This is a genomic window from Curtobacterium sp. PhB170 (assembly GCF_003752345.1).
GTDB lineage: Bacteria > Actinomycetota > Actinomycetes > Actinomycetales > Microbacteriaceae > Curtobacterium.
The window spans coordinates 21,041-41,684 of sequence record NZ_RJUM01000013.1; the positions used below are offsets into that span (position 1 = coordinate 21,041).

Consider the following 20,644-nt stretch of genomic DNA (forward strand, 5'->3'; position numbering starts at 1 on the left):
GCGCGGGAGCATGGACCCATGAGCACGCTCGACGGCACCGTGGCCGCACCTGACACCGCATCCGCTCCCGCACTCCCCCTCGCCTCGCGGCAGGACGGCACGTACCCCCGGCCGCAGATGCTCCGCACCGCCTGGGCCGACCTCGACGGCACATGGTCCTTCCGGAACGACGGCGACGACACCGCCTGGCGCACCGGGTTCCCCGACGCCCGCGACATCGTCGTGCCGTTCCCGCCCGAGTCCGTCGCCTCGGGCATCGACGAGCCCGGCTTCCACCCCGTGGTCTGGTACTCCCGTGCGATCACCCGCGCCGACCTCGAGGCAGCCGGACACGGCACCGCCGCACCCCGACTCGTCCTGCACTTCGGCGCCGTCGACTACCGCGCCCGCGTCTGGATCGACGGCCAGTTCGTCGGCGAGCACGAGGGCGGCCACACGCCGTTCTCCTTCGACGTGACCGACGCCCTCGCCACCGACCCCGACGCCGTCCACACCCTGGTCGTCCGCGCCGAGGACGACCCGCACGACCTGACCCAGCCCCGCGGCAAGCAGGACTGGCACGAGGACCCGCACGCCATCTGGTACCGCCGCACCACGGGCATCTGGCAGACCGTGTGGCTCGAAGCCGTGCCGACCACCTCGATCGAGTACCTGCGCTGGACGAACGTCGACCACGCCACCGTCCGCCTGACGGTCCGGATCGCGGGCCACCGCACCGGCGGCGAGCGCCTGCGCGTCGTCGCCCGGTGGGACGAGCGCGACGAGCACCTCGCCACCGTCGAGGCCACGCTCGGCGACACGTCGGACGAGTTCGACGTGGTCGTGCCGATCTCGCGCCAGACGAACGGGCAGGCCGAGGACGAACTGCACTGGACCCCGGACGCCCCGCGCCTGGTCGACGCCACGGTCTCGCTGCTCCCCCGTACCGGCGCGACGCCGATCGACTCCGTCGCGTCCTACTTCGGCCTCCGCACCGTCGGCGTCGACGGCGGCACCTTCCTGCTGAACGGCCGCAGCTACGACGTCCGCAGCGTCCTGAACCAGGGCTACTGGCCGGACTCGCACATCGCCGCACCGTCGCGCGAGGCGCTGCGCCGCGAGGTCGAGCTCATCAAGGAGCTCGGCTTCAACGCGGCCCGCAACCACCAGAAGATCGAGGACCCCCGGTTCCTGTACTGGGCGGACCGGCTCGGCATCCTGGTCTGGGGCGAGGCCCCCGGCGCCTACGCCTTCTCGCCGCGTGCCGTCCAGCGCCTGATGCGTGAGTGGATGGACGCCGTCGAGCGTGATGCCTCGCACCCGTCGATCGTCACGTGGGTACCGGCGAACGAGAGCTGGGGCGTGCAGCACATCGCCACCGACCCGGCGCAGCAGGCCTACGCCCGGTCCTTGGCCGACGTCACACGGGCGATCGACCCGACGCGTCCGGTGATCTCGAACGACGGGTGGGAGCACACCAACTCCGACATCGTCACGGTCCACGACTACGAGGGTGCCGGCGACGCCCTCGCGAAGACCTACGCGGACGATGCCGCGCGCACGGCGCTGTTCACCCACTTCGGCCCGGCGGACCGCTGGGTGCTCGTGGCTGGCGCGCAGAACCTCGGCCAGCCGGTGATGCTCACCGAGTTCGGTGGCGTGAACTACCAGCCGGGTGCACAACGGGAGGACGGCTGGGGCTACACCTCGGCCAGCGACGGCGACGACTGGGTCACCCGCATCACGGCGCTGTACGACGCGATCCGGGCGAGCTCGTTCCTGGCCGGCTCCTGCTACACACAGCTGACCGACACCATGCAGGAGACCAACGGCCTGCTCAACGCCGACCGCTCCCCGAAGGTCCCGATCGAGCAGATCCGTCGCGCGGTCACCGGTCGCTAGCCGGGAGGCCCGCACTTCGTGAGCAGCGGTGGTCGGGTCCGGCAGGCGGACCCGACCACCGCTGCTCACGATGCACGCAGGTCGGCGCGCGGCCCGACGCACGGCCGCCCGCTGGCGCGGGCACGTGCCCTGGTCTGCGAGGATCGGGCGGGTGACGAGCGTGGCGGAGACGAGCCGGGCCTCCCGGTCGGGGGTGCGCAGCCTGCTGACCGGACCCCGCAGCGCGTGGACCGCGCCCCTGCTCATCTGGGCCGCCTCGCGCCTGGTGAGCACGTTGCTGCTCGCCACCATGTACGTGCTGGCGACCGCGAACGACTGGACGTTCGCGTCGTACCGGCAGGACCCGTCGTTCTTCACGTTCTCCGGATCGTGGGACGCCTCGTTCTACCGGACGATCGCGGAGCACGGGTACCCGGCCACACTCCCCCTCGACGACGCGGGCCACGTCGCGCCGAACGCCTGGGCGTTCCTGCCGGTGTTCCCGGCCATCGTGCGCGCCGTCATGGCCCTGACGGGGGCGTCGTTCTGGGTCGCGGGCGTGCTCGTCGCGACGATCGCGGGCGCCGGGGCCTGCGTCCTGCTGTACCGGCTCGTGCTCGCGGTGGGCTGCTCGCACCGGGCCCGCTGGGCCACGGCACTGTTCGCGTTCGCGCCGACCGGGTTCCTGCTGCAGGTCGCCTACGCCGAGAGCCTGCTGCTCGTGCTGCTGTTCGGCGCGCTGCTGGCGCTGGTGCGGCGTCGGTACTGGCTGATCGCGCCGCTCGGGGTGGTCGCGGCGTTCACGAAACCCGGGGTCCTCGCGTTGGCGGTGGCGCTGGCCGTGCACCTGGTCGTCCGGTGGGTCGGGTCCCGCCGGTCTGCTCGACCTGCCGAGGTGTTCCCGTGGCGTGACCGCATCACGATCGTGGCGTCCGGCCTCGTCGTCGCGGCGGCGGGTCTGGCGTGGCCGGTGATCGCCTCGGCGGTGACCGGGCGGCCGAACGCCTACCTGGACACCGAACTGTCGTGGTGGGTGGGGTTCGTCGGGCGACAGCACTTCGCGCCGCTGACGCCGTGGTTCACGATGGCCTCGACGTGGCTCGGACCGCTCGGCATCGTGCTCGTCGTCGCGGTGCTCGTCGGGGCGGTGTGGTTCTTCTCGCGCAGGAGTACCCGGGCCCTCGGGCCGGACGTCCTCGCGTTCACGGCGTCGTACGGGCTGTACCTGGTCGCGGTGTTCCTGCCGCAGCAGTCGTTGCCGCGGCTGCTCATGCCGATGGCGCCGTTGCTCGGGTCGGACGTGTTCGTCCGGACGCGGCGGCGAGCGGTGACGTGGCTCGTGGTCGGGGTGTGCCTGCAGCCCGTTGCGATCGTGCTGCTCTGGTTCCTCGGGTACCCCTGAGCTGTTCGGGGTGTTCCTGAGCTGCTCCCGGTGCGCCTGAGCTGCTCGCGGTGCGCTTGAGCGCTGCGCGGGCCCATCGGGCTACGCGTCGAAGGTGTGGAACCAGGCCGTCCCGCCCGGGTGCTGCACCGTGATCATCTCGTCGAGGTCGCGGTACGGGCCGTCCTGGTTGTGGCTCGCCGACTTGATGCGGATGGTGCCGTCGGACTCGGTGAAGACCTCGGACACGATGGTGGTGTGGTCCGGCGATCCGTTCGCGTTCCAGTCGTAGAACACGATGTCGCCGACCTTGACCTTGTCGCGCTCGTCCGAGCTCCGACGCGTCAGACCGAACTCCGCGGCGTTCGTCTCGAGCCACGGGTCCATCGTCGGGCAGTACGTCCACGTGGCGCTGTGCTCCGCGCCGGCGGCCCGGTTGTACCAGTCGGAGCGCTGCTCCCAACCGCGGGCGATGAGCGTCTGGGAGACGTAGTTCGCGCAGTCACCGCCGATCGGGTTCATGGTGCCGTACTCGGACAGGTTGTAGTCCTTCCAGTGCGCCATCGCGTACTGGAGCTGCCGGTCGACGTCGGTCAGCGCGGCGTAGGCCATCGACGACGTCGCCACCGCGGTGGACGCATCGGGCACCGGCGCAGCCGTGGGGGTCGGTGTCGCCGTGGCCGAGTCCTGCGTCGCGCCGGTCTGCCCGTCGTTCGCGGCGCTGCCGTTGCCGTCGGACGACTGGTTGGCGGACGGGCTCGGCTCGATCGACTCGGTGAAGAGCGCCACGGCGGCGTCACCAGCGGTGTACATCGCCTGGTGCGGGGCCGTGAAGGTGACCTTCGTGCCCGTGGCCGTGACGTCGCGCGCGGCCACCCCGCCGACCGTGACGCCCTTGACCGCGGCGAGGCCGGTCCCCGCGACGGTGACCGTGACGCCGCCGACGAGCGGGACCTGCGCCGGGGTGAGGGACTTCGCCACCGGCTTCGCGGACGGGGCCGACGTCGTCTCGCCGCCGGCCGGACCCTTGCTGCCGTCCTTCTTGCCGGCATCGTCGCTGCCGGACGAGCACGCAGCGACCGCGAGGCCGATCCCGGCGACACCGGCGAGGGACAGGAGTGCGCGGCGGTTCATCGAGGCAGTCATGACACAGCCAGCGTAAGCGACGCACCTGACGTTCCGACACGGCATGATCGTCTCCGGGGGGGCGAGCGTCCTCCGTGTCCGCACGGACACGTTCGAGAGGATCACAGACCATGCCCGAGAGCCACGACTTCTTCGTCGCCACCGACCCCGAGACCGCCCGAGCACGGGTGCGCGAGGCCCTCGCCCGCGAGGGCTACACCGTCGACGACGCCGAACAGGGCGCACTCCGGGCCACGCGCGGCAGCATGGGCCTGACGCTGCTCATCGGCGGGCTCGCGAACGACCGCACCTTCCACACCCGGCTCGACGTGCAGATCATGGTCACCGCGGACGGCCGCACCGTCGCTCGACTGCTGCGCGGCTCCGGCAAGTCCGCGATCAAGGGCGGGGCGATCGGGATCTCGCGTGGCAACCGCGCCTTCGAGCAGGCCGCGAACGCGATCCACACGTCCTTCGCGCAGGCGGGTGTCCTGACGGACAGCTTCGCGAGCTGACACGGTCGCGTCACCGGCACGCGTCCGGCCCGTCCGCACCCGTTCTCCGACAGGACACGCGACGAACGACTCGTGGATCGTCGCGAAACGCGTGCTCGTCAGGCCCCGTCGGCCCCGAACGCAGAACGGCCCGGAACCTGTGGGTTCCGGGCCGTTCGTGTTGCTACCTGGTGGAGCTAAGGGGATTCGAACCCCTGACCTTCTCATTGCGAACGAGACGCGCTACCAACTGCGCCATAGCCCCAAGTGCTCGATCACACTAGCACCACCGTTCGGCCGATCCGAAATCGTGGACAGCCGTTCGGCGTGCCGCTGATGCCGCGGGTCAGACCGCGCGGCGCCGGCGCATGATCGCGTCGAGATCGGCCTGCTGGTACGCGTCGTCGTCCAGGACGCCCATGCCGGCCCACTTGCTCGGCGGGCCCGGCGGCGTGGTCGGCTCGTCCGGCGTCTCGGCGACGAGCTCCGGGACGGCGGGAGCACGCAGCCCCAGCCGCTCGGCGAGACGCCCCTGGTCGTGGGCGGACAGCGACGCGGCAGCGTCCTCGAGCTCCGGACGCATCCGGGACACGGTGGCGAGTGACGGGTCGGCCTCGCCTGCGCGGATGGCAGCAGCTTCCGCCTCGGCCTCGGCCTTGGCCTCGGCAACGCGCTCCTTGAGTCGCGCGGCGAGCTCGGCCGACGACTCCGGCGAGGCAGCGGGCGCTGTCGGACGCTCCACGTACAGCGGCTTCGGCACCCGGTTCGGGGTCCAGCTGCGGTCCTGCGCGGGTTCTGCGGACTGATCGGTCGACAGCGGCGGCGCCGGGTCCGTCCACGTGCTCGCGGGCCGGGAGGCACGGGTCGCGCCCGCCTCGGCCGCCGCGACACGGGTCTTCCGTGCCGTCGCCACCTGGTGCAGCTGGGCCAGGACCGCTGCGGACCCACCCGCGGCGAGGAGCCCCGCGACACCGACGAGCCACAGGGCGGGTGACGCGACGAAGACGACGAGTGCGACGACGACGCCGAGCGTGCCGAACAGGGTGGCTCCGAGCCGGGAGCGTCGCATGCGCATCGCGGTCAGTGCGGGCACCGACGACGCACGCTCGAGGACGGGGGCCTGCTCGGCGAGCCGGCGGGTGATCTCGCGCTGGCGTGCGGCCTCGTGGGCGCGGACGATCGCGGTGCGCTTGGCCTCTTCGGACCGGGCGACGCGCTGCGCCTCGGCCAGGGACTTCGCGTTCATCTCGACACGGACCTCGTCGGGCAGTTCAGCGGTCTGCGCCAGGATCCGCAGGGTCTGCTGCAACCGGATCGCGTTGCGTTCGGTGGCGAGGTACTGGCGTCGGGCGGCCCACGAGGGCATCAGGTAGACGAGCCAGAGGACGGCCGCGACGAGCAGGACGATGCCGCCACCCCACGAGCCGATTCCTGCCATGGGGACACGGTAGGGGCGGGGGTATCCCCGTCGCGTGATTGCGGAACGCGTGTTGCGCGTGTCGCGGCGGAATCTACAGCCGGGGCGTGGTGGTGATCGGCAGGGCGGCTTCGTCGCGGGCGGCGAGCGGCACGGCACCGAGGCCGGGTGGCACCTGCCCGCGGACCCAGCGCTCGAGGACGCCCTCGCGGACCTCCTCGGCGACGAGCGCGAAGCAGAAGTGGTCGCGCCAGTCCCCGTTGATGTGGATGTACCGGCGACGCAGCCCTTCGTACCGGAACCCGAGCTTCTCGACGACCCGCAGGGACGGGGCGTTCTCGGGCCGGATGCAGATCTCGATGCGGTGCACGCCGACCGCGCGGAAGCAGTGGTCGACGGCGAGGGCGACCGAGATCGGGGTCACGTTGTGTCCGGCGGCGTCCTCGACGACCCAGTAGCCGATCGAGGCGCTGGCCAGTGACCCGTAGGTGATGCCGGAGACGTTGAGCTGCCCGACGAACCGACCGTCGAGTTCCATCGCGAACGGCAGTCCGAGTCCCGCGCGGGCGTTGGCCTGGAGCGCGCGGATGCTGCCGCGGACGTCGGTGGAGACGTGTCCTGAGGGGTTCGTGGCCTCCCAAGTGCGGAGCCACGAACGGTTCGACGCGAGCGCGAGGTCGAGGTCGCGCGTGTCACGGAGCCGGAGGGGCCGGATGGTGACCCGCCCGTGGGACAGGGTCGGGATCGTCGTCATCGCTTGGTTCCTCCGGGATCCCGCCGCTGTGCGGGACGGGGTGTCCCGCCCGGGTCCGTGTGCACGGTCCCGGGCGGGATGGCCGACTCATTCGCCCGCGTTGAACTCCTTCAGCCACGACTTGAGGTCGGGGCCGAGGTCTTCGCGGTCCGAGGCGAGCTGCACGATCGCCTTGATGTAGTCGAGTTTGTCACCGGTGTCGTACCGGCGTCCACGGAACACGACGCCGTACACGCCGCCGGTCCACTCCTCGGCGCTCGCCATCTTCATGAGTGCGTCGGTGAGCTGGATCTCGCCGCCCTTGCCGGGCTCCTGCTTCTCGAGGACGTCGAAGACCTCGGGGCGGATGACGTAGCGGCCGATGATGGCCAGGTTCGAGGGCGCCTCACCCTGCGGGGGCTTCTCGACGAGCCCGGTGATCTTCACGACGTCGTCGGTGTCGGTCGGCTCGACCGTGGCGATGCCGTACAGGTGGGTCTGCGACTCGGGGACCTCGAGCAGCGCCACGATCGTGGCGTTCTTCTCGCCCTGGACCTCGATCATGCGCTTGAGCAGCGGGTCGCGGGCGTCGATGATGTCATCACCGAGGAGCACGGCGAACGGCTCGCGCCCGACGTGCATCTTCGCGCGGAGCACCGCATGGCCGAGGCCGAGCGGGTCACCCTGGCGCACGTAGTGCATGTCGGCGAGGTCCGTCGACTGGTTGACCTTCTGCAGCTTCTCGTGGTCACCCTTCTTCTTGAGGGTCTCCTCGAGCTCCGACACGTGGTCGAAGTGGTTCTCGAGTGCGTTCTTGTTGCGGCCCGTGATCATCAGGACGTCGGTGAGTCCTGCGCCGACAGCCTCTTCCACCACGTACTGGATCGCTGGCTTGTCGACGACGGGGAGCATCTCCTTCGGCATCGCCTTGGTCGCGGGGAGGAAGCGAGTGCCCAGCCCTGCCGCTGGGATCACCGCCTTGGAAATCTGGAAGCCCATGCCCCAGACCGTATCCGATCCGGGTTTCCGGGGCATGTCATCGCTACTGGGGACACGGCATCAGCGCGTTTCCCGGCGGGAAGCCGCAACGGATGCGCTCGGTAGACTCCTGCGCATGATCGCTGATCTCGGGAACGAGAAGCGCGCCCTGCGAGCCGAACTCCGGCAGCGGCGGCGCACCCGGACCACGACGGAACGCGACGCGGACAGTGCGGCGCTCACCGCGACCCTGCAGCGCTTCGCCGAGGAGCGCCAGGTCACCTCGCTCGCGCTGTACCTGTCGGCGTCGGACGAGCCGAACGTCCGGCCGTTCCTGAACTGGGCGTTCGCGCACGACATCCGGGTGCTCCTGCCGGTCACGCGCGAGGACGGCTTGCTCGACTGGGCGGTCGGCGACGGTGAGAGCGAGACCGAGGGCATCTTCGGCATGCCGGAGGTCGTCGGCGAGGTCCTGTCCCCGATCGCCATCAACGACGTCGACGCGATCCTCGCCCCCGCGGCCGCGGTCGGGCACGACGGCGTCCGGATGGGTTGGGGTCGCGGCTACTACGACAAGACCCTCGGGTCAATGGCGAAGCGCCCGCCCGTCTATGCTGTGATCTTCGACGCGGAGTACCTCGACGAGGTCCCGCGCGAACCCCACGACGAACCCGTTGACGGCATCATCACGCCGTCGCGCATCATCACGTTCCGGAGCTGACGTGCCCACCTACTCGTACCGTTGCACCGAGTGCGACAACGCGTTCGACATCAAGCAGTCGTTCTCCGACGCCACCCTGACCGAGTGCCCGGTGTGCGGCGGTGTCCTGCGCAAGGTGTTCTCCCCCGTCGGCGTGACGTTCAACGGCGGCGGCTTCTACCGCACCGACTCCCGCCCGGCGCCGAAGTCCGAGGGCTCGTCGAGCACGCCGGCCAAGTCGGAGACGAAGTCCACCCCGGCGAAGACCGAGTCGAAGCCGAGCACGCCGAAGCCCAGCGCCTCCTGACCACGAGCACTCCTCGCCGATAGGTTGTTGGGGTCGCCGTCCGGCGACTGTCCTCGACCGGAAGGAGTCCCGTGAAGGGCTTCAAGGAGTTCCTGCTCCGCGGCAACGTCATCGACCTGGCCGTCGCAGTCGTCATCGGTGCTGCGTTCACCGCGATCGTCACCGCGATCGTCACCAGCCTCATCAACCCCCTGATCGGCGCGGTCTTCAACGCGTCGAGCCTCGACAAGGCGCTCGTCTGGTCCATCCCGACGGTCTCCGGCGGAAGCGCGAAGATCCTGTTCGGCGCGATCATCGGCGCGGTCATCAACTTCGTGATCGTCGCCGCCGTCGTGTACTTCGCCCTCGTCGTGCCCGTGAACCACCTGAAGAAGGTGGCGTTCGAGCGCGTCAAGAACGACGAGGAGCAGACCCCGCAGGACGTGCCCCCGACGGACGTCGAGGTGCTGCTCGAGATCCGCGACCTGCTGCGCTCCCAGAACGGTGTCCCGACGAGCACGGGGACCGGCGCACACATCGCGCCGAGCACCGCTCCCGAGGGACCCGGTATCGGCGGCTCGACGAAGCTCTAGCAGGGTCGTCCCCGCCGACGGCGCCGCGATCGCGCCCCTCCACGGTCATCGCGCCCCGACTCTTCGGGGCGCGATGCCCGTTCGCGGGCGCGATCGTGCGCTACCGGGTGCGATCGTGCGCTACCGGCCGCAGCCGGCGTCACGGGGCGGCAGGGGTGCCGTCAGGCGGCGGTGACGCGGCGGCGCTTGGCGAACATCGCCGTCGCGTACTGGATGCCCGCCAGGACGTGGCCCACGGTGCCGAGGTAGACGAAGACCAGCGCGACGACCCGCACCCACGGCGCGTTCTCGTCGACGGCGTGCACGGCCGAGAACAGCAGCACCGGCAGGCCCACGAAGAGCAGCGCGGAGCGGGTCTTGCCGGTCCACGTGACGTCGAGGTCCGGGTTGCCGTGGAACAGCACGCTGGAGAGCACCACGAGCACCAGGTCGACGAGCACGACGACGGCGACGACCCACCACGGCAGCAGGCCGGTCAGCACGAGCGACAGCACGATCGCGATGATGGCGAGTCGGTCGGCGACGGGGTCGATCGCCTTGCCGAGCTTCGAGCCCTGGTCGAACTTGCGTGCGATGAAGCCGTCCGCCCAGTCGCTCACGCCGATGACGACGAGTGCGACCAACGCCCAGCCCGGGTGTCCGGCGACGACGAGCCACACGAAGACCGGGATCAGCAGCAGCCGGAACAGCGAGATCAGGTTCGGCCAGGTCTGCCAGTCGGGGCGCTCCCGCACGGTGTCAGTCATCGCAGGCCAGGCTACCTGCTACCAGTGGGGCGGGACGTCCGCCCGGAGACGGACATCGTTCTCGCCGGTTCCGTGCCGCGCCGGCTCCGGTGCGGGGGTGGGGTCCGAACCCGGCACCGGCTGGGTGGTGACGCGTCTGCGGCGCCGCACCGGGCCTCCCGACAGGGCGTCCGTGTCGCGTTCCGGAGACGCTGACCGGACGGGAGGCGCGGCTGACGACGCGTCGTCGGCTCGCGTCCACGTGCCCACCAGCTGGTCCGTCTCCGGCGTGACCGGACCGGCGGGCCGGGAGGCCCGCCGGCTCGGCCGGTCCGTCATCGGCGTGCGGGGATCGGGGGGATCGAGATCTCCTGCGTGGCGCCACGGTCGACACCGAGCACGGCTGCGACGGTGTTCGCGACGCGGTCCGGGTCGGAGAACAGCTGGAACGCGTGCACGCGGACGTAGTGCCATCCGAGTCGGCGCAGGACCTCCGGGCGGAGGCGGAGCGACTCGCGCAGCGACCCCTTGACCAGCGACGCGTCGGTCTCGATCGTGACGCAGACCCCGCCGTGCGCGGCCACCAGGCCGAGCTTGCCGCGATGTCCGAGCGCGACCGGGATGCCGCGCATCTCGAGTCGGCGGGCCAGGTCGACGAGCAGCGGGTCGGAGTCGTCCGGCACGTACTCGGCGGTGGTGCGCGCACGCACCTCGGCGAGGATCTCGGCGAGGGCGACGGTGCCGTGGCCCATGCGCTCGGCCTCGATGTCGGACGGCTGGAAGCACGTCACGATCACCATCGAGCGGCGTGCACGGGTCATCGCGACCGCCAGCAGCCGCTCGCCGCCGGGCTTGCCGAGCGGACCGAAGTCGCGCAGGACACGGCCGTGCGGGGTGCGGCCGTAGCCGATGGAGAACACGACGCGGTCGCGGCTCTGCGCCACCGACTGCTCGAGCGTCGCCACGATGAACGGCTCGGCGCGGTCGCCGATGACGAACTCGGTCAGGTCCTTGTGGCCCTGCGCCGCGGTCAGCACGGCCTGCTCGACGCGCACGGCGTGCTTCGCCGAGGCGGTGATGACCATGAGCGACTCGGACGGGCGGGTGCGGGCGTGGTCGATGACGAGGCGCACCACGCGGTCCACCTCGGCGTCGACGCTCTCGACGGCGCCGGACTCGGGGTCCGGCACGGCCTTGCCGTCGCTGACGTAGTCGAGCGCGATCGAGCCGTGCCCGAGGAACGAGCCGGCCCACGGCAGCGACTCGATCTTGCCGCCGTAGAAGCGACGGTTCACGAGCTCGGCCAGGTCCTCGCCGCCGGCGCGGTACGACCGCGAGAGCGACAGGGTCGGCAGCAGCGTGGAGAGCTTCGCCAGGGCGGAGTCGGCGTGGAAGGCGTCGAGGGTGCCCTCGTCGACCTGCAGCGCACGGTGCTCGGGGTCGACCGCGATGCGGAACGGCGACGGCGTCTGCGTGACGGGGTCACCGAAGACGACGGTCTGGCGCGCACGGCGGACGGCTCCGACGGTCTCGGCGATGGTCACGGCGCCGGCGTCGACCAGGATCACGGTGTCGAACGGCATCGTGTCGGCGATCTGCGACACCTCGTACGGGCTCGCGAGCCACACGGGTGCGATCGACCGGGACAGGTGCGGTGCGGAGTCCTGGAGCAGCCGCGAGGTGATCGCACCCTCGCGCAGCTGGGTCTTCAGCGCCGTGGCCTCTTCCGGCCAGTCGACGAGTCCGACCTTCCAGTTCTCGGCGAGCTGCCACGCCAGGCCCTGGGAGACCCCGGCCGCGTGGGCGTCGTCAACGAGGCGGAAGTCGGCCTCGACCCGGTCGAGCATGTCGGTGTTCGCGCCGAGCAGCGCCCGGTCGGACTCGAGCATCGTCTCGAGGGCGGACTGCCACCAGGCGAGCTCGAGCTCGGCCGGTACCTGCAGGTCCGGCACGTGGCGGTTCGCCAGGTCGGTGATGAGCGGCTCGAGCTGCAGGTCGCGCAGGGTCTGCATGAGCTCGGTGCGCTCCTGCAGGTTGTGCAGGACGTCGGACTCGGCCGCGAGCTCGGCGATGGTGGGGACGAGCTGGTCGACCGGGGTGTTCGCGAGCTGACGGTCGCGCTCGGTCCGGCCGAGCGGCTCGTCGAGCCGCGCGAGGTCCTCGGCGACGTTCGAGAACAGCACCTGCACGTCCGCGATCCCCGTGGGCACCTCGGGGTTCACGCCGGCCGCGACGTAGCGCTGCCACAGCACGCGCTGCTGCTGCACCCGGGTCAGGGCCTCGTGCAGGTCGGAGACGTGCACGCCGGGGCGGACGTACTCACGAGCGAGCTTCTTCAGGCGACGGCGGTTCGTCGACGACATCGGAGCGCCCTCGCCACGTGGGGCGGTGGCGGCGACGAGCTCCGACACCGAGCGGTCGAAGACCACCGGCAGGAAGCGGTCGAGGGTGTCACGGATCTCGGTGAGCAGGCGCAGGTAGATGCCGAGCTCGTTGATCGTCGTGAACTGGCGCATGTGCGTCGAGCTCACGAGGTCGTGCGCGCGGCGGAGCAGCGTCGGCAGCCCGTCGGAGTCGAGGTCCTTCGCGATGCGGTGGGCACGCTGGGCGCCGTCGCTGGTGGAGAACTTCGCGCCGTACCAGGGCGAGTCGTCGGGGCCGTAGCGGAACTCGCCGAGGTTGGCCGCGCTGACCATCGTCTCGGCGACGCGCGAGCGCCCCTCGACCATGGACGCCACGGACCGCTTCGACAGCCGCGCGGTCGTCGACGGCGGGACAGGCAGGAGCGACAGGCGCGAGAGCTCGACCAGGCAGTCGAGCACCGAGACGCCGAAGTCGGCGTCCTTGCGGGTGAGCGAACCGCGGTAGTCCTTCAGGACCTTGCGGAGCCGGACCAGGGCGTCGTCGACCTCGCGCAGGTTCGGACGAGCCGCCTTCTCGTTCCGGGCGATCGCACGGACGACGTCACGGCGCAGGGTCGAGGGCGTGACCGCGACGCCGGGCAGCTGGACCTCGCCGAAGCGCGCGGCGATGCCCCGCAGGGTCGCACGGCGCGGGCTCACGACGAGGACGCGCTTGTTGGCGGCGACCAGGCCGCCCAGGGCGTTCACGATCGTCTGGGTTCCACCGGTGCCGGGCAGGGTCTTGACGACGATGGAGTTGCCGGCCGCGATCTGCGCGATCACGTTCTCCTGCTCGTCGTCGGCGTCGAGCAGCAGGGTGTCGGTCTCCGGGCTGCGCTCGTCCGACGGGGTCTGCTCGACCGGGTGGTACGACTGCTCGACCTGCCACTTGGCGCTCGGGTTGCCGGCCAGGGCGTCGAGCACGGGGTGGGACAGGTCACCGGTGTCCTCGACCAGGCCGGTCGCGACCTCGGCGAACGTGGAGACCACGAGCCGGGCGTGCACGGAGAAGCCGGGGATGTGCGCGGTCAGGCCACGCAGCCGGTCGATGACGGGGTTCGGCGTGAACGAGCCGTCCTGCTGCGCGAGCGCCACGAAGGACTGCGCGTCGAGGATGACGCCGAACTGCTCGTGCAGGGCATCGGCGAGACCCGGGTTGAGCACGGGTTCGCCGAGGAGCCGGACCTCGAAGTCACGGCCGTGGCGGCGGATCGCCAGCGGGCGCAGGAGCACCGGGCCGCGGAACTGCTCGTCGCCGTGCTTCCAGTCCGCCATGCCGATGCCGAGCTTCACGGCGTCGATCCCGCGCACGGTGGCGAGCTCGGTGCCCTTCGCCTCGACCTGGCCGGCCGCGACGCGGGCCGCACGGAGCGCCACCTCGTCGCGGATCAGGCTGGACAGCAGGGTGGTCTTGCCGGTGATGAACTGCGCGAGGCCGCCCGGGTGCGTCGTCGACAGTTCGATGCGCGCGCGGGGGTGGTCGCTGAAGTGGGTGAGCGGGCTCGTGCCGCCGACGCCGGTGAGCTGGCCGCGCCAGCCGTCCCACGTCGGTTCGGCCGCGTTGCCCGCCTGCAGCCGGGGGTCGCCGAGGCTGATCGCCTGCGGGCTGGTCAGCTGCAGTTCCGGGCGGAGCGTGCGGTCCGGTTCGTCGTCGGTCCGGTCCTCGTCCACGTCCTGCTGCTCGTCTCGGTCGTCTCGCTCGTCGCGGTGGTCTCGCTGGCCGCGGTCGTCTCGCTCGTCATCCGGGCGCTCGTGGGCACCCTCGACGGGGACGTCGTCGTTCACGTCGTCCTCACCGTCGGTCACCCTGTCCGCTCGCCACACATCCGACACTGTAGGCGGGAACGAGCGCCCTCTCTGGCAATGAACCGAGGTTTCGGGGTTTCCGGTGCACGGTGAAGCACTCCGGTCCGCGCCCGACCCGCCCGATGTGGTACCAACGGGGCATGGCCATCGACGACCGCACCACCCCGTCCGCCCCCACGCCGAACCGGCGTCGATCGGTCCCCGCCGAGATCTCCCGCTCGTGGCTGCTCGTCTCCGGCACCGCGACCGACCGGTTCGAGAAGTCCCAGCGGTCCCGCGCCGACCAGATCATCCTGGACATCGAGGACGCCGTCGACCCTGCCGCCAAGCCCTCGGCACGGCAGGGCGTCGCCGCGTGGCTGGCCGGAGGCGGCGAAGCCTGGGTCCGGATCAACGACGTCACGACCGACTTCTGGGCCGACGACGTCGAGGAGCTCCGCGGCCTGCCCGGGCTGCAGGGCGTGATGCTCGCGAAGACCGAGTCCCCGGCCCAGGTCACCGACACGTGGCACCGGCTCGGCGGCCAGACCCCGGTGATCGCCCTGGTCGAGTCGGCGCTCGGCATCGAGGAGTCCGTCTCGATCGCGCGGGCCCAGGGCGCGTTCCGGCTCGCGTTCGGCTCCGGCGACTACCGCCGCGACACCGGCACGAGCGCCGACACCCTGGCGATGGCGTACCCGCGGTCGAAGCTCGTCGTCGCCTCGCGCGTCGGCGACCTGCCCGGCCCGATCGACGGCCCGACGGTGGGGTCGTCGCACCCGATCCTGCGCGAGCAGTCCCAGGTCGCGGTGTCACTCGGCCTGACCGGCAAGCTCTGCCTGGACACCGAGCAGCTGCCCGTCATCAACGAGGTCATCTCCCCCACCCCGACCGACGTCGCCTGGGCGCAGGACTTCCTGGACGACTTCGAGGCCCGCGGCAAGGTCATCCGCGACGGTTCCGACCTGCCCCGCCTGGGTCGGGCGCAGAAGATCCAGCGGCTCGCACAGGCGTTCGGCGTCGAAGCGCGGTAGGACTGCTCCCATGACCTGGTCCAACGTCCCCGGCGGTCCGCCGCAGTCCTCGCCCGGCCCCCAGGACCCGCAGCGCGCGGCCTGGGAGCGCAGCGGCACCACGTTGTTCCCGCCGGCGAAGCTCGCCGACCGGATCTCCACCGTGCTGCTGCTGGCCTTCGGTGCCGTGATGACGATCGTCACCGCCGTCGTCGGCATCATCGCGGTCATCTCGGCGACCGCGACCTGCGATGCCTCGGCCGGGTGCTCGCCCGGCGGGTACATCGGCGGCACGGCCATCGCCGTCGGCGGCGCGTTCGTGATCGGCGTCGCCACGATCGTGCTGGCGATCGGCGCGTGGATCCGTCGGAAGTCGTCGTGGTGGATCGCCGCGGTCGGCTTCGTGCTCGCGATCGCCGTCATCACGTGGGGCGGGGTCGTCTTCGCGAACGCCGCCGACGACGAGACCGCGTCGTCCTCGGTGTCCGCGAGCGCCTAGCCCCGTCGCGCACCCGCGCCTCGCCGGACCGACTCCGAACGACACCATCGACGTCGTACGACAACGAGTTCGTCGTTCGTTGCGACCGCAACCAGTTGCGCGCGCGCAGCAGCGACATCGTCGACGTCGACGGTGTCGCACCGCGTCGCGTGGGCAGAGGCGACGCGGCGACGGACGGGAGGCCCGTGGCGGACACGGCCACGGGCCTCCCGTCCGACACGGCGTAGCGTCCACGGCATGGTGACGGTGTCGCGGACGACGGTCGCGGTCGTCGGTGGCGGCCCCGCCGGGGTCGTCCTCGGGCTGCTGCTCGCCCGGGCCGGCATCGCCGTGCGCGTCGTCGAGCAGCACGACGACTTCAACCGGGACTTCCGGGGCGACACCGTGCACGCCTCGACGATCCGGCTGCTCGACGAGCTCGGCCTCGGCGAGCGCTTCCGGGCCCTGCCGCAGTCACGGCTCGACGACTTCTCCCTGCCGATGCCCGACGGGTCACGGCTGCTGCTCGGCGACTTCTCACGGCTCGATCCTCCGTACGACCACGTGGCGATGGTGCCGCAGTGGGACCTGCTCGACCTGCTCGTGACCGCTGCCCGGCAGGAACCGTCGTTCGACATCGCGATGGGCCGCGCGGCGACCGGGCTCATCGAGGAGAACGGCACCGTCACCGGGGTCCACCTCCGCACGCGCGACGGCAGTGGCGAACCCGAGGAGCTCCGCGCCGACGTCGTGATCGCGTGCGACGGACGGAACTCGGTCCTGCGCCGGGCAGCGGGGCTCGTGCCGCGGGCGTTCCCGGTGCCGTTCGACACCTGGTGGTTCCGGCTCCCCCGGCGGTCGGGCGACGCGGCGAGCGCCCTGACCCCCGCGTTCTCGGGGAAGGACGTGCTGCTGAGCTTCCCGCGGCCCGACTACCACCAGGTCGCCTACTTCGCCCCGAAGGGCTCGGACGCGACGCTGCGGGCCGAGGGCGTGGTTGCCTTCCGGGAGCGGGTGGCCCGGCTCCGTCCGGACTTCGCCGACCGGGTCGACACGATCGGGTCGATGGGCGACGTGCACGTGCTCGACGTCCGGATGGACCGGTTGCGGCGGTGGTGGCGGCCGGGGCTGCTGTGCATCGGCGACGCGGCGCACGCGATGTCGCCCGCGGGTGGGGTGGGGATCAACCTCGCGGTGCAGGACGCCGTGGCGACGGCCGCGATCCTGGTTCCGTCGTTGCGGCACGGGCTCGGTGGTGCGGGGCTGGACGGTGCGCTGGCCGCGGTGCAGCGTCGTCGGAGGCCGCCCGCAGTGATCGTCCAGTCGGCGCAGGCTGTGCTGCACCGCGTCGTGTTCGAGCGGGCCTTCGCCGGACGGCTGCAGGACGGGCCACCGCTGCTGCCCGTGCTGCTCGCCCGGTACGTGCCGCCGTCGCGGGGCCTCTACGCCCGGGGCATCGCCTTCGGGCCGCTGCCGGAGCACGCGCCCAGCTGGGCGCGGCGCTGAACGGAGCGGGCGCGGTGGACGGGGCCGGACGGCGGACGGGAGGCGCGGGGCGGGGCCGCCACGGGCCTCCCGGTCGGCGGGCGGTCACCACCACTGCGCGACGCACCCTGTGCGCGACCGCGCACCCCCGGCGCATGCTGGGGCCATGAAGCAACGAGTCATCGGAGACGTGTCGGTCAGCGCCATCGGTCTGGGCGGGATGCCCATGTCGATCGAGGGCCGACCCGACGAACGACAGTCCATCGCGACCATCCACGCCGCGCTCGAGAACGGTGTCACGCTCATCGACACCGCGGACGCGTACCACCTGGCCGCCCACGACGAGGTGGGGCACAACGAGGAGCTCATCGCCCGGGCGGTCCGCGAGTTCCACGGCGACACCGAGTCGATCCTCATCGCCACGAAGGGCGGACACCTGCGACCGGAGGCCGGCGCCTGGGCGCAGAACGGCCACCCCGAGTACCTGAAGCAGGCGGCGAAGGCATCGGCGAAGCGCCTCGGCGTCGAGGCGATCGGCCTGTACCAGTTCCACCGTCCGGACCCCGCCGTCCCGTACGCCGAGTCGGTCGGCGCGCTCGGCGAGCTGCTCGACGAGGGCGTCATCCGGATGGCCGGCATCTCGAACGCGGACCCCGACCAGATCCGGACGGCGAACGAGGTCCTCGACGGCCGACTCGCCTCGGTGCAGAACCAGTTCTCGCCGAAGTTCCGGTCGAGCGAGCCGGAACTCCAGCTCTGCGACGAGCTCGGGATCGCGTTCCTGCCGTGGAGCCCGCTCGGGGGCATCGCGAACGCCGCCGACCTCGGCACCGCCTATGAGGACTTTGCCTACATCGCACGCGACCGCGGCGTGACCCCGCAGGTGATCGCGCTCGCGTGGGAGCTGCAGAAGAGCGACGTGGTCGTCCCGATCCCCGGGGCCTCGCGGCCGCAGTCGATCCTCAACTCGCTGACCGCACCGACCGTGAAGCTGCGACCGGAGGACGTCGCCCGTCTGGACGCGTCGCAGCCGGCGGCCGTCTGAGCAGTCCCACGACGACGCCCCGCAGTTCCGGTCGGAGCTGCGGGGCGTCGTGGTGTCGGGACCTGGTGTGGCGACTAGTTGCTCGGGCAGACCGCCGAGACCTCGTTCAGCGAGGACTGCACGTCGGTCTGGGCGCCCTTCGCCTCGGCGGAGTCGCTCGAGCCGCTGGAGGTGAGCGCCGAGGCGTACTCCTTCGCGTCCTCGGTGAAGTCCTCGAAGGCGTCGTGGACGTCGTCGTTGGTGACCTTCGGCAGCGCCGCGTCGAGACGGTCGGTGAACTCGCCGACGAGCTTCGCCCGTGCTGCGGGGTCCGCCGGTGCTGAGGACGACGTCTGCTCGGCGATGAACGACTTGAGCTCGTTCTCGACCAGGGCACACGCCTCGGTCTTCGTCTGCGCGGCGGCGGCCGACGTCCTCGACGGGGCAGACGTCTTCGACGTCTCCGTCGAGGCGCCGCCGTCGGACGAGCCGCCGTCGCCGGACGAGCCGCCGGAGCAGCCCGCCAGCATCGCCACGGCGACGAGCGCCGTGGTCACCGCGGTGAGGGTGCGGCGCATCAGGAGTTGCACTCCTTCTGGAAGGCGTTGCCGGCGTCCTGCACCTTGGTGCTGGACTTCGTGAGCGCCGAGACGTCGGCCGACTGCGGGTCCTTCGCGATGTCCTCGATCTGGTCGACGAGGTCGCCGTAGGCGTCCTCGAAGGCCTCGCCCTTGTCCTGCAGGGCGTCGTCCGACAGGTCGTCGACGCCGTCGGAGATCTTCTCGTCGAGCTCCTTGAGCTTCGTGACGGCGGCGTCCGGGTCGGACTGCAGGTTCGCGGCTTCGGACTGCACGCCCTCGGCGGCGGACTTGACCGTCTTCTCGAACTGGGTGCACTGGTCGGCCTTCGACGGCCCGGTCGAGCAACCGGCGAGCAGGGTGAGCGCGAGGCCGGCGGTGGCGAGCGCGATGAGCTTGTTCTTCGGCATGGTGGAGAGTCCCCCTCGATCGGTCCGCACTCCCCCGGATGAGGTGCAGATCCGTCATCGAGCGTACATGGGGCACTCACAGGATGACCGGCCGCCCGGCGTACCGTCGAGGCATGCGCGCCATCACGTTCGACGACACCACCATGTCCGTGACCGACCTGCCCGACCCGGTGCCCGCCGCGGGCGAGGTGCTCATCGAGGTCGCCGCCGCCGGGGTGAACAACGCCGACCTGCAGCAGCGTGCGGGGAACTACCCGCCGCCGCCCGGGGCCTCGGAGGTCCTCGGGCTCGAGGTCTCCGGCACCGTCCGGGCCCTCGGCGACGGGGTGACCTCGGTGTCCGTCGGCGACCGCGTGTGCGCCCTGCTGTCGGGCGGCGGCTACGCCTCGCTCGTCGTCGCTCCCGCGACGCAGGTGCTGCCGGTCCCCGACTCGGTCGACCTGGTCGAGGCTGCCGGCCTGCCCGAAGCGGCCTGCACCGTGTACTCGAACATCGGCATGCTCGCCGGACTCCGCCCCGGGCAGACCCTGCTCGTGCACGGTGGCACAGGCGGCATGGGCTCGCACGCCGTCCTGTGGGCGAAGGCCCTCGGTGCCACGGTGATCGCGACGAGCGGCGGTGACCGAAAGGTCCAGGCGTCGCGTGACCTGGGTGCCGATCTGGTGGTCGACCACCGCACCGAGGACTTCGTGGAGCGCGTCCTCGCGTTCACGGACGGCGTCGGGGTCGACGTGGTGCTCGACGTCGTCGGACCGTCCTACCTGGCGCGGAACCTGCAGGCGCTCGCACCCAACGGGCACATCGCCGTCATCGCCTCGGGCAGCGGCAGCACCGCCGAGCTCGACCTCGGCGCGCTGATGCGGAAGCGGGCGTCGATCAGCGGGACGACCCTGCGCGCCCGGCCGCTCGCCGAGAAGGCCGCGATCGTCGCCGCCGTCCGTGAGCACGTCTGGCCCTTCGTCGCCGACGGCAGCGTCCGACCGGTGATCGACACCGTCCTGCCGCTCGCCGAGGTCGAGGAGGCGCACCGGAAGGTCCGCGACGGCGAGGTCGTCGGGAAGGTGCTGCTGACGCTCTAGGCGCGTGGGCGGGCTGCGCCCGGGTCGCGGAGCTGGCCGGTCGACGTCGCGCCCCGCTGCGGACACTGCGCCCCCGCACACCGGGGCGCGATGGCCGG

Annotated in this window: 19 protein-coding genes and 1 tRNA gene; 11 read left to right on the forward strand and 9 right to left on the reverse strand. The window is 71.6% G+C overall.

Annotated features, from left to right (window positions below; translation table 11 throughout):
* Positions 1 to 18 precede the first annotated feature (18 nt).
* Entirely contained in the window at positions 19 to 1,881 is a 1,863-nt protein-coding gene (locus EDF40_RS15660) for a glycoside hydrolase family 2 protein (RefSeq protein WP_123338468.1), read from the forward strand.
* A gap of 151 nt (positions 1,882 to 2,032) precedes the next feature.
* Positions 2,033 to 3,262: a hypothetical protein gene (locus EDF40_RS15665; RefSeq protein ID WP_185003136.1), complete on the forward strand. Its 1,230-nt coding sequence runs from the start codon at positions 2,033 to 2,035 to the stop codon at positions 3,260 to 3,262.
* A gap of 81 nt (positions 3,263 to 3,343) precedes the next feature.
* On the opposite strand, the gene EDF40_RS15670 is transcribed toward EDF40_RS15665, so the two are convergent.
* Positions 3,344 to 4,387, reverse strand: a complete 1,044-nt coding sequence (locus tag EDF40_RS15670) for an amidase domain-containing protein (RefSeq protein ID WP_185003139.1) — start codon at positions 4,385 to 4,387, stop codon at positions 3,344 to 3,346.
* Positions 4,388 to 4,497: 110 nt separating this feature from the next.
* Here EDF40_RS15670 and EDF40_RS15675 point away from each other — a divergent pair, with 110 nt between their 5' ends.
* On the forward strand, positions 4,498 to 4,881 hold the full coding sequence (locus EDF40_RS15675; RefSeq protein WP_123340806.1) for a hypothetical protein: 384 nt from the start codon (positions 4,498 to 4,500) through the stop codon (positions 4,879 to 4,881).
* Between the two features lie 168 nt (positions 4,882 to 5,049).
* On the opposite strand, the gene EDF40_RS15680 is transcribed toward EDF40_RS15675, so the two are convergent.
* The 4 genes from EDF40_RS15680 to galU form a co-directional block, all read right to left on the reverse strand.
* A tRNA-Ala gene (locus EDF40_RS15680) sits at positions 5,050 to 5,125 on the reverse strand.
* A gap of 81 nt (positions 5,126 to 5,206) precedes the next feature.
* Positions 5,207 to 6,298, reverse strand: a complete 1,092-nt coding sequence (locus EDF40_RS15685; RefSeq protein ID WP_123340807.1) for a hypothetical protein — start codon at positions 6,296 to 6,298, stop codon at positions 5,207 to 5,209.
* A gap of 73 nt (positions 6,299 to 6,371) precedes the next feature.
* Positions 6,372 to 7,031, reverse strand: a complete 660-nt coding sequence (locus tag EDF40_RS15690) for a GNAT family N-acetyltransferase (protein ID WP_111086296.1) — start codon at positions 7,029 to 7,031, stop codon at positions 6,372 to 6,374.
* 87 nt (positions 7,032 to 7,118) lie between these two features.
* A complete protein-coding gene (gene galU, locus EDF40_RS15695; protein ID WP_123340808.1) occupies positions 7,119 to 8,009 on the reverse strand; it encodes a UTP--glucose-1-phosphate uridylyltransferase GalU in 891 nt (296 codons plus the stop codon).
* A gap of 115 nt (positions 8,010 to 8,124) precedes the next feature.
* Here galU and EDF40_RS15700 point away from each other — a divergent pair, with 115 nt between their 5' ends.
* The 3 genes from EDF40_RS15700 (at position 8,125) to mscL (ending at position 9,567) form a co-directional block, all read left to right on the forward strand.
* The gene (locus EDF40_RS15700) at positions 8,125 to 8,709 is read left to right on the forward strand and encodes a 5-formyltetrahydrofolate cyclo-ligase (RefSeq protein WP_123293363.1); all 585 of its coding nucleotides are present in this window, start codon (positions 8,125 to 8,127) and stop codon (positions 8,707 to 8,709) included.
* 1 nt (position 8,710) lies between these two features.
* Positions 8,711 to 8,995 (forward strand): FmdB family zinc ribbon protein, encoded by a 285-nt coding sequence (locus tag EDF40_RS15705; RefSeq protein ID WP_123293362.1) that lies wholly within the window; start codon positions 8,711 to 8,713, stop codon positions 8,993 to 8,995.
* Positions 8,996 to 9,066: 71 nt separating this feature from the next.
* Positions 9,067 to 9,567, forward strand: coding sequence for a large conductance mechanosensitive channel protein MscL (gene mscL, locus EDF40_RS15710; protein WP_123340809.1), 501 nt, complete (start codon positions 9,067 to 9,069; stop codon positions 9,565 to 9,567).
* Positions 9,568 to 9,728: 161 nt separating this feature from the next.
* Here mscL and EDF40_RS15715 read toward each other — a convergent pair whose 3' ends face one another.
* On the reverse strand, positions 9,729 to 10,313 hold the full coding sequence (locus EDF40_RS15715; RefSeq protein ID WP_123340810.1) for a CDP-alcohol phosphatidyltransferase family protein: 585 nt from the start codon (positions 10,311 to 10,313) through the stop codon (positions 9,729 to 9,731).
* Positions 10,314 to 10,627: 314 nt separating this feature from the next.
* On the reverse strand, positions 10,628 to 14,500 hold the full coding sequence (locus EDF40_RS15720; protein WP_123340811.1) for an ATP-binding protein: 3,873 nt from the start codon (positions 14,498 to 14,500) through the stop codon (positions 10,628 to 10,630).
* Positions 14,501 to 14,640: 140 nt separating this feature from the next.
* On the opposite strand from EDF40_RS15720, the gene EDF40_RS15725 reads away from it, so the two are divergent.
* From EDF40_RS15725 to EDF40_RS15740, 4 genes are all read left to right on the forward strand, one after another.
* Positions 14,641 to 15,513 carry a CoA ester lyase gene (locus EDF40_RS15725; protein ID WP_111086303.1) on the forward strand — a complete coding sequence of 291 codons (873 nt, stop codon included), beginning with the start codon at positions 14,641 to 14,643 and terminating at the stop codon, positions 15,511 to 15,513.
* Between the two features lie 10 nt (positions 15,514 to 15,523).
* Positions 15,524 to 15,991, forward strand: a complete 468-nt coding sequence (locus EDF40_RS15730; protein ID WP_111086304.1) for a DUF6264 family protein — start codon at positions 15,524 to 15,526, stop codon at positions 15,989 to 15,991.
* 237 nt (positions 15,992 to 16,228) lie between these two features.
* Positions 16,229 to 17,476: an FAD-dependent oxidoreductase gene (locus EDF40_RS15735; RefSeq protein ID WP_123340812.1), complete on the forward strand. Its 1,248-nt coding sequence runs from the start codon at positions 16,229 to 16,231 to the stop codon at positions 17,474 to 17,476.
* A 145-nt stretch (positions 17,477 to 17,621) separates the two neighbouring features.
* Positions 17,622 to 18,500 carry an aldo/keto reductase gene (locus tag EDF40_RS15740; RefSeq protein ID WP_123340813.1) on the forward strand — a complete coding sequence of 293 codons (879 nt, stop codon included), beginning with the start codon at positions 17,622 to 17,624 and terminating at the stop codon, positions 18,498 to 18,500.
* 74 nt (positions 18,501 to 18,574) lie between these two features.
* Here EDF40_RS15740 and EDF40_RS15745 read toward each other — a convergent pair whose 3' ends face one another.
* Both EDF40_RS15745 and EDF40_RS15750 read right to left on the reverse strand, forming a co-directional pair.
* Positions 18,575 to 19,057: a hypothetical protein gene (locus EDF40_RS15745; RefSeq protein ID WP_123340814.1), complete on the reverse strand. Its 483-nt coding sequence runs from the start codon at positions 19,055 to 19,057 to the stop codon at positions 18,575 to 18,577.
* On the reverse strand, positions 19,057 to 19,467 hold the full coding sequence (locus tag EDF40_RS15750; protein ID WP_123293354.1) for a hypothetical protein: 411 nt from the start codon (positions 19,465 to 19,467) through the stop codon (positions 19,057 to 19,059). Before EDF40_RS15750 ends, EDF40_RS15745 begins: the two co-directional genes overlap by 1 nt.
* A 113-nt stretch (positions 19,468 to 19,580) precedes the next feature.
* Here EDF40_RS15750 and EDF40_RS15755 point away from each other — a divergent pair, with 113 nt between their 5' ends.
* Complete coding sequence (locus EDF40_RS15755) at positions 19,581 to 20,546, forward strand: NAD(P)H-quinone oxidoreductase (RefSeq protein ID WP_123340815.1); 966 nt, start codon at positions 19,581 to 19,583, stop codon at positions 20,544 to 20,546.
* Positions 20,547 to 20,644 lie beyond the last annotated feature (98 nt).

What these genes read in the sequence shown, in the direction of transcription:
- EDF40_RS15730 (WP_111086304.1), top strand. Translation starts at nt 15,524, where the DNA reads ATGACCTGGTCCAACGTCCCCGGCGGTCCGCCGCAGTCCTCGCCCGGC.
- EDF40_RS15715 (WP_123340810.1), bottom strand. Translation starts at nt 10,313, where the DNA reads ATGACTGACACCGTGCGGGAGCGCCCCGACTGGCAGACCTGGCCGAAC.
- galU (WP_123340808.1), bottom strand. Translation starts at nt 8,009, where the DNA reads ATGGGCTTCCAGATTTCCAAGGCGGTGATCCCAGCGGCAGGGCTGGGC.
- EDF40_RS15750 (WP_123293354.1), bottom strand. Translation starts at nt 19,467, where the DNA reads ATGCCGAAGAACAAGCTCATCGCGCTCGCCACCGCCGGCCTCGCGCTC.
- EDF40_RS15670 (WP_185003139.1), bottom strand. Translation starts at nt 4,387, where the DNA reads ATGACTGCCTCGATGAACCGCCGCGCACTCCTGTCCCTCGCCGGTGTC.
- EDF40_RS15740 (WP_123340813.1), top strand. Translation starts at nt 17,622, where the DNA reads ATGAAGCAACGAGTCATCGGAGACGTGTCGGTCAGCGCCATCGGTCTG.
- EDF40_RS15745 (WP_123340814.1), bottom strand. Translation starts at nt 19,057, where the DNA reads ATGCGCCGCACCCTCACCGCGGTGACCACGGCGCTCGTCGCCGTGGCG.
- EDF40_RS15660 (WP_123338468.1), top strand. Translation starts at nt 19, where the DNA reads ATGAGCACGCTCGACGGCACCGTGGCCGCACCTGACACCGCATCCGCT.
- EDF40_RS15685 (WP_123340807.1), bottom strand. Translation starts at nt 6,298, where the DNA reads ATGGCAGGAATCGGCTCGTGGGGTGGCGGCATCGTCCTGCTCGTCGCG.
- EDF40_RS15725 (WP_111086303.1), top strand. Translation starts at nt 14,641, where the DNA reads ATGGCCATCGACGACCGCACCACCCCGTCCGCCCCCACGCCGAACCGG.
- EDF40_RS15675 (WP_123340806.1), top strand. Translation starts at nt 4,498, where the DNA reads ATGCCCGAGAGCCACGACTTCTTCGTCGCCACCGACCCCGAGACCGCC.
- EDF40_RS15755 (WP_123340815.1), top strand. Translation starts at nt 19,581, where the DNA reads ATGCGCGCCATCACGTTCGACGACACCACCATGTCCGTGACCGACCTG.
- EDF40_RS15700 (WP_123293363.1), top strand. Translation starts at nt 8,125, where the DNA reads ATGATCGCTGATCTCGGGAACGAGAAGCGCGCCCTGCGAGCCGAACTC.
- EDF40_RS15735 (WP_123340812.1), top strand. Translation starts at nt 16,229, where the DNA reads ATGGTGACGGTGTCGCGGACGACGGTCGCGGTCGTCGGTGGCGGCCCC.
- EDF40_RS15690 (WP_111086296.1), bottom strand. Translation starts at nt 7,031, where the DNA reads ATGACGACGATCCCGACCCTGTCCCACGGGCGGGTCACCATCCGGCCC.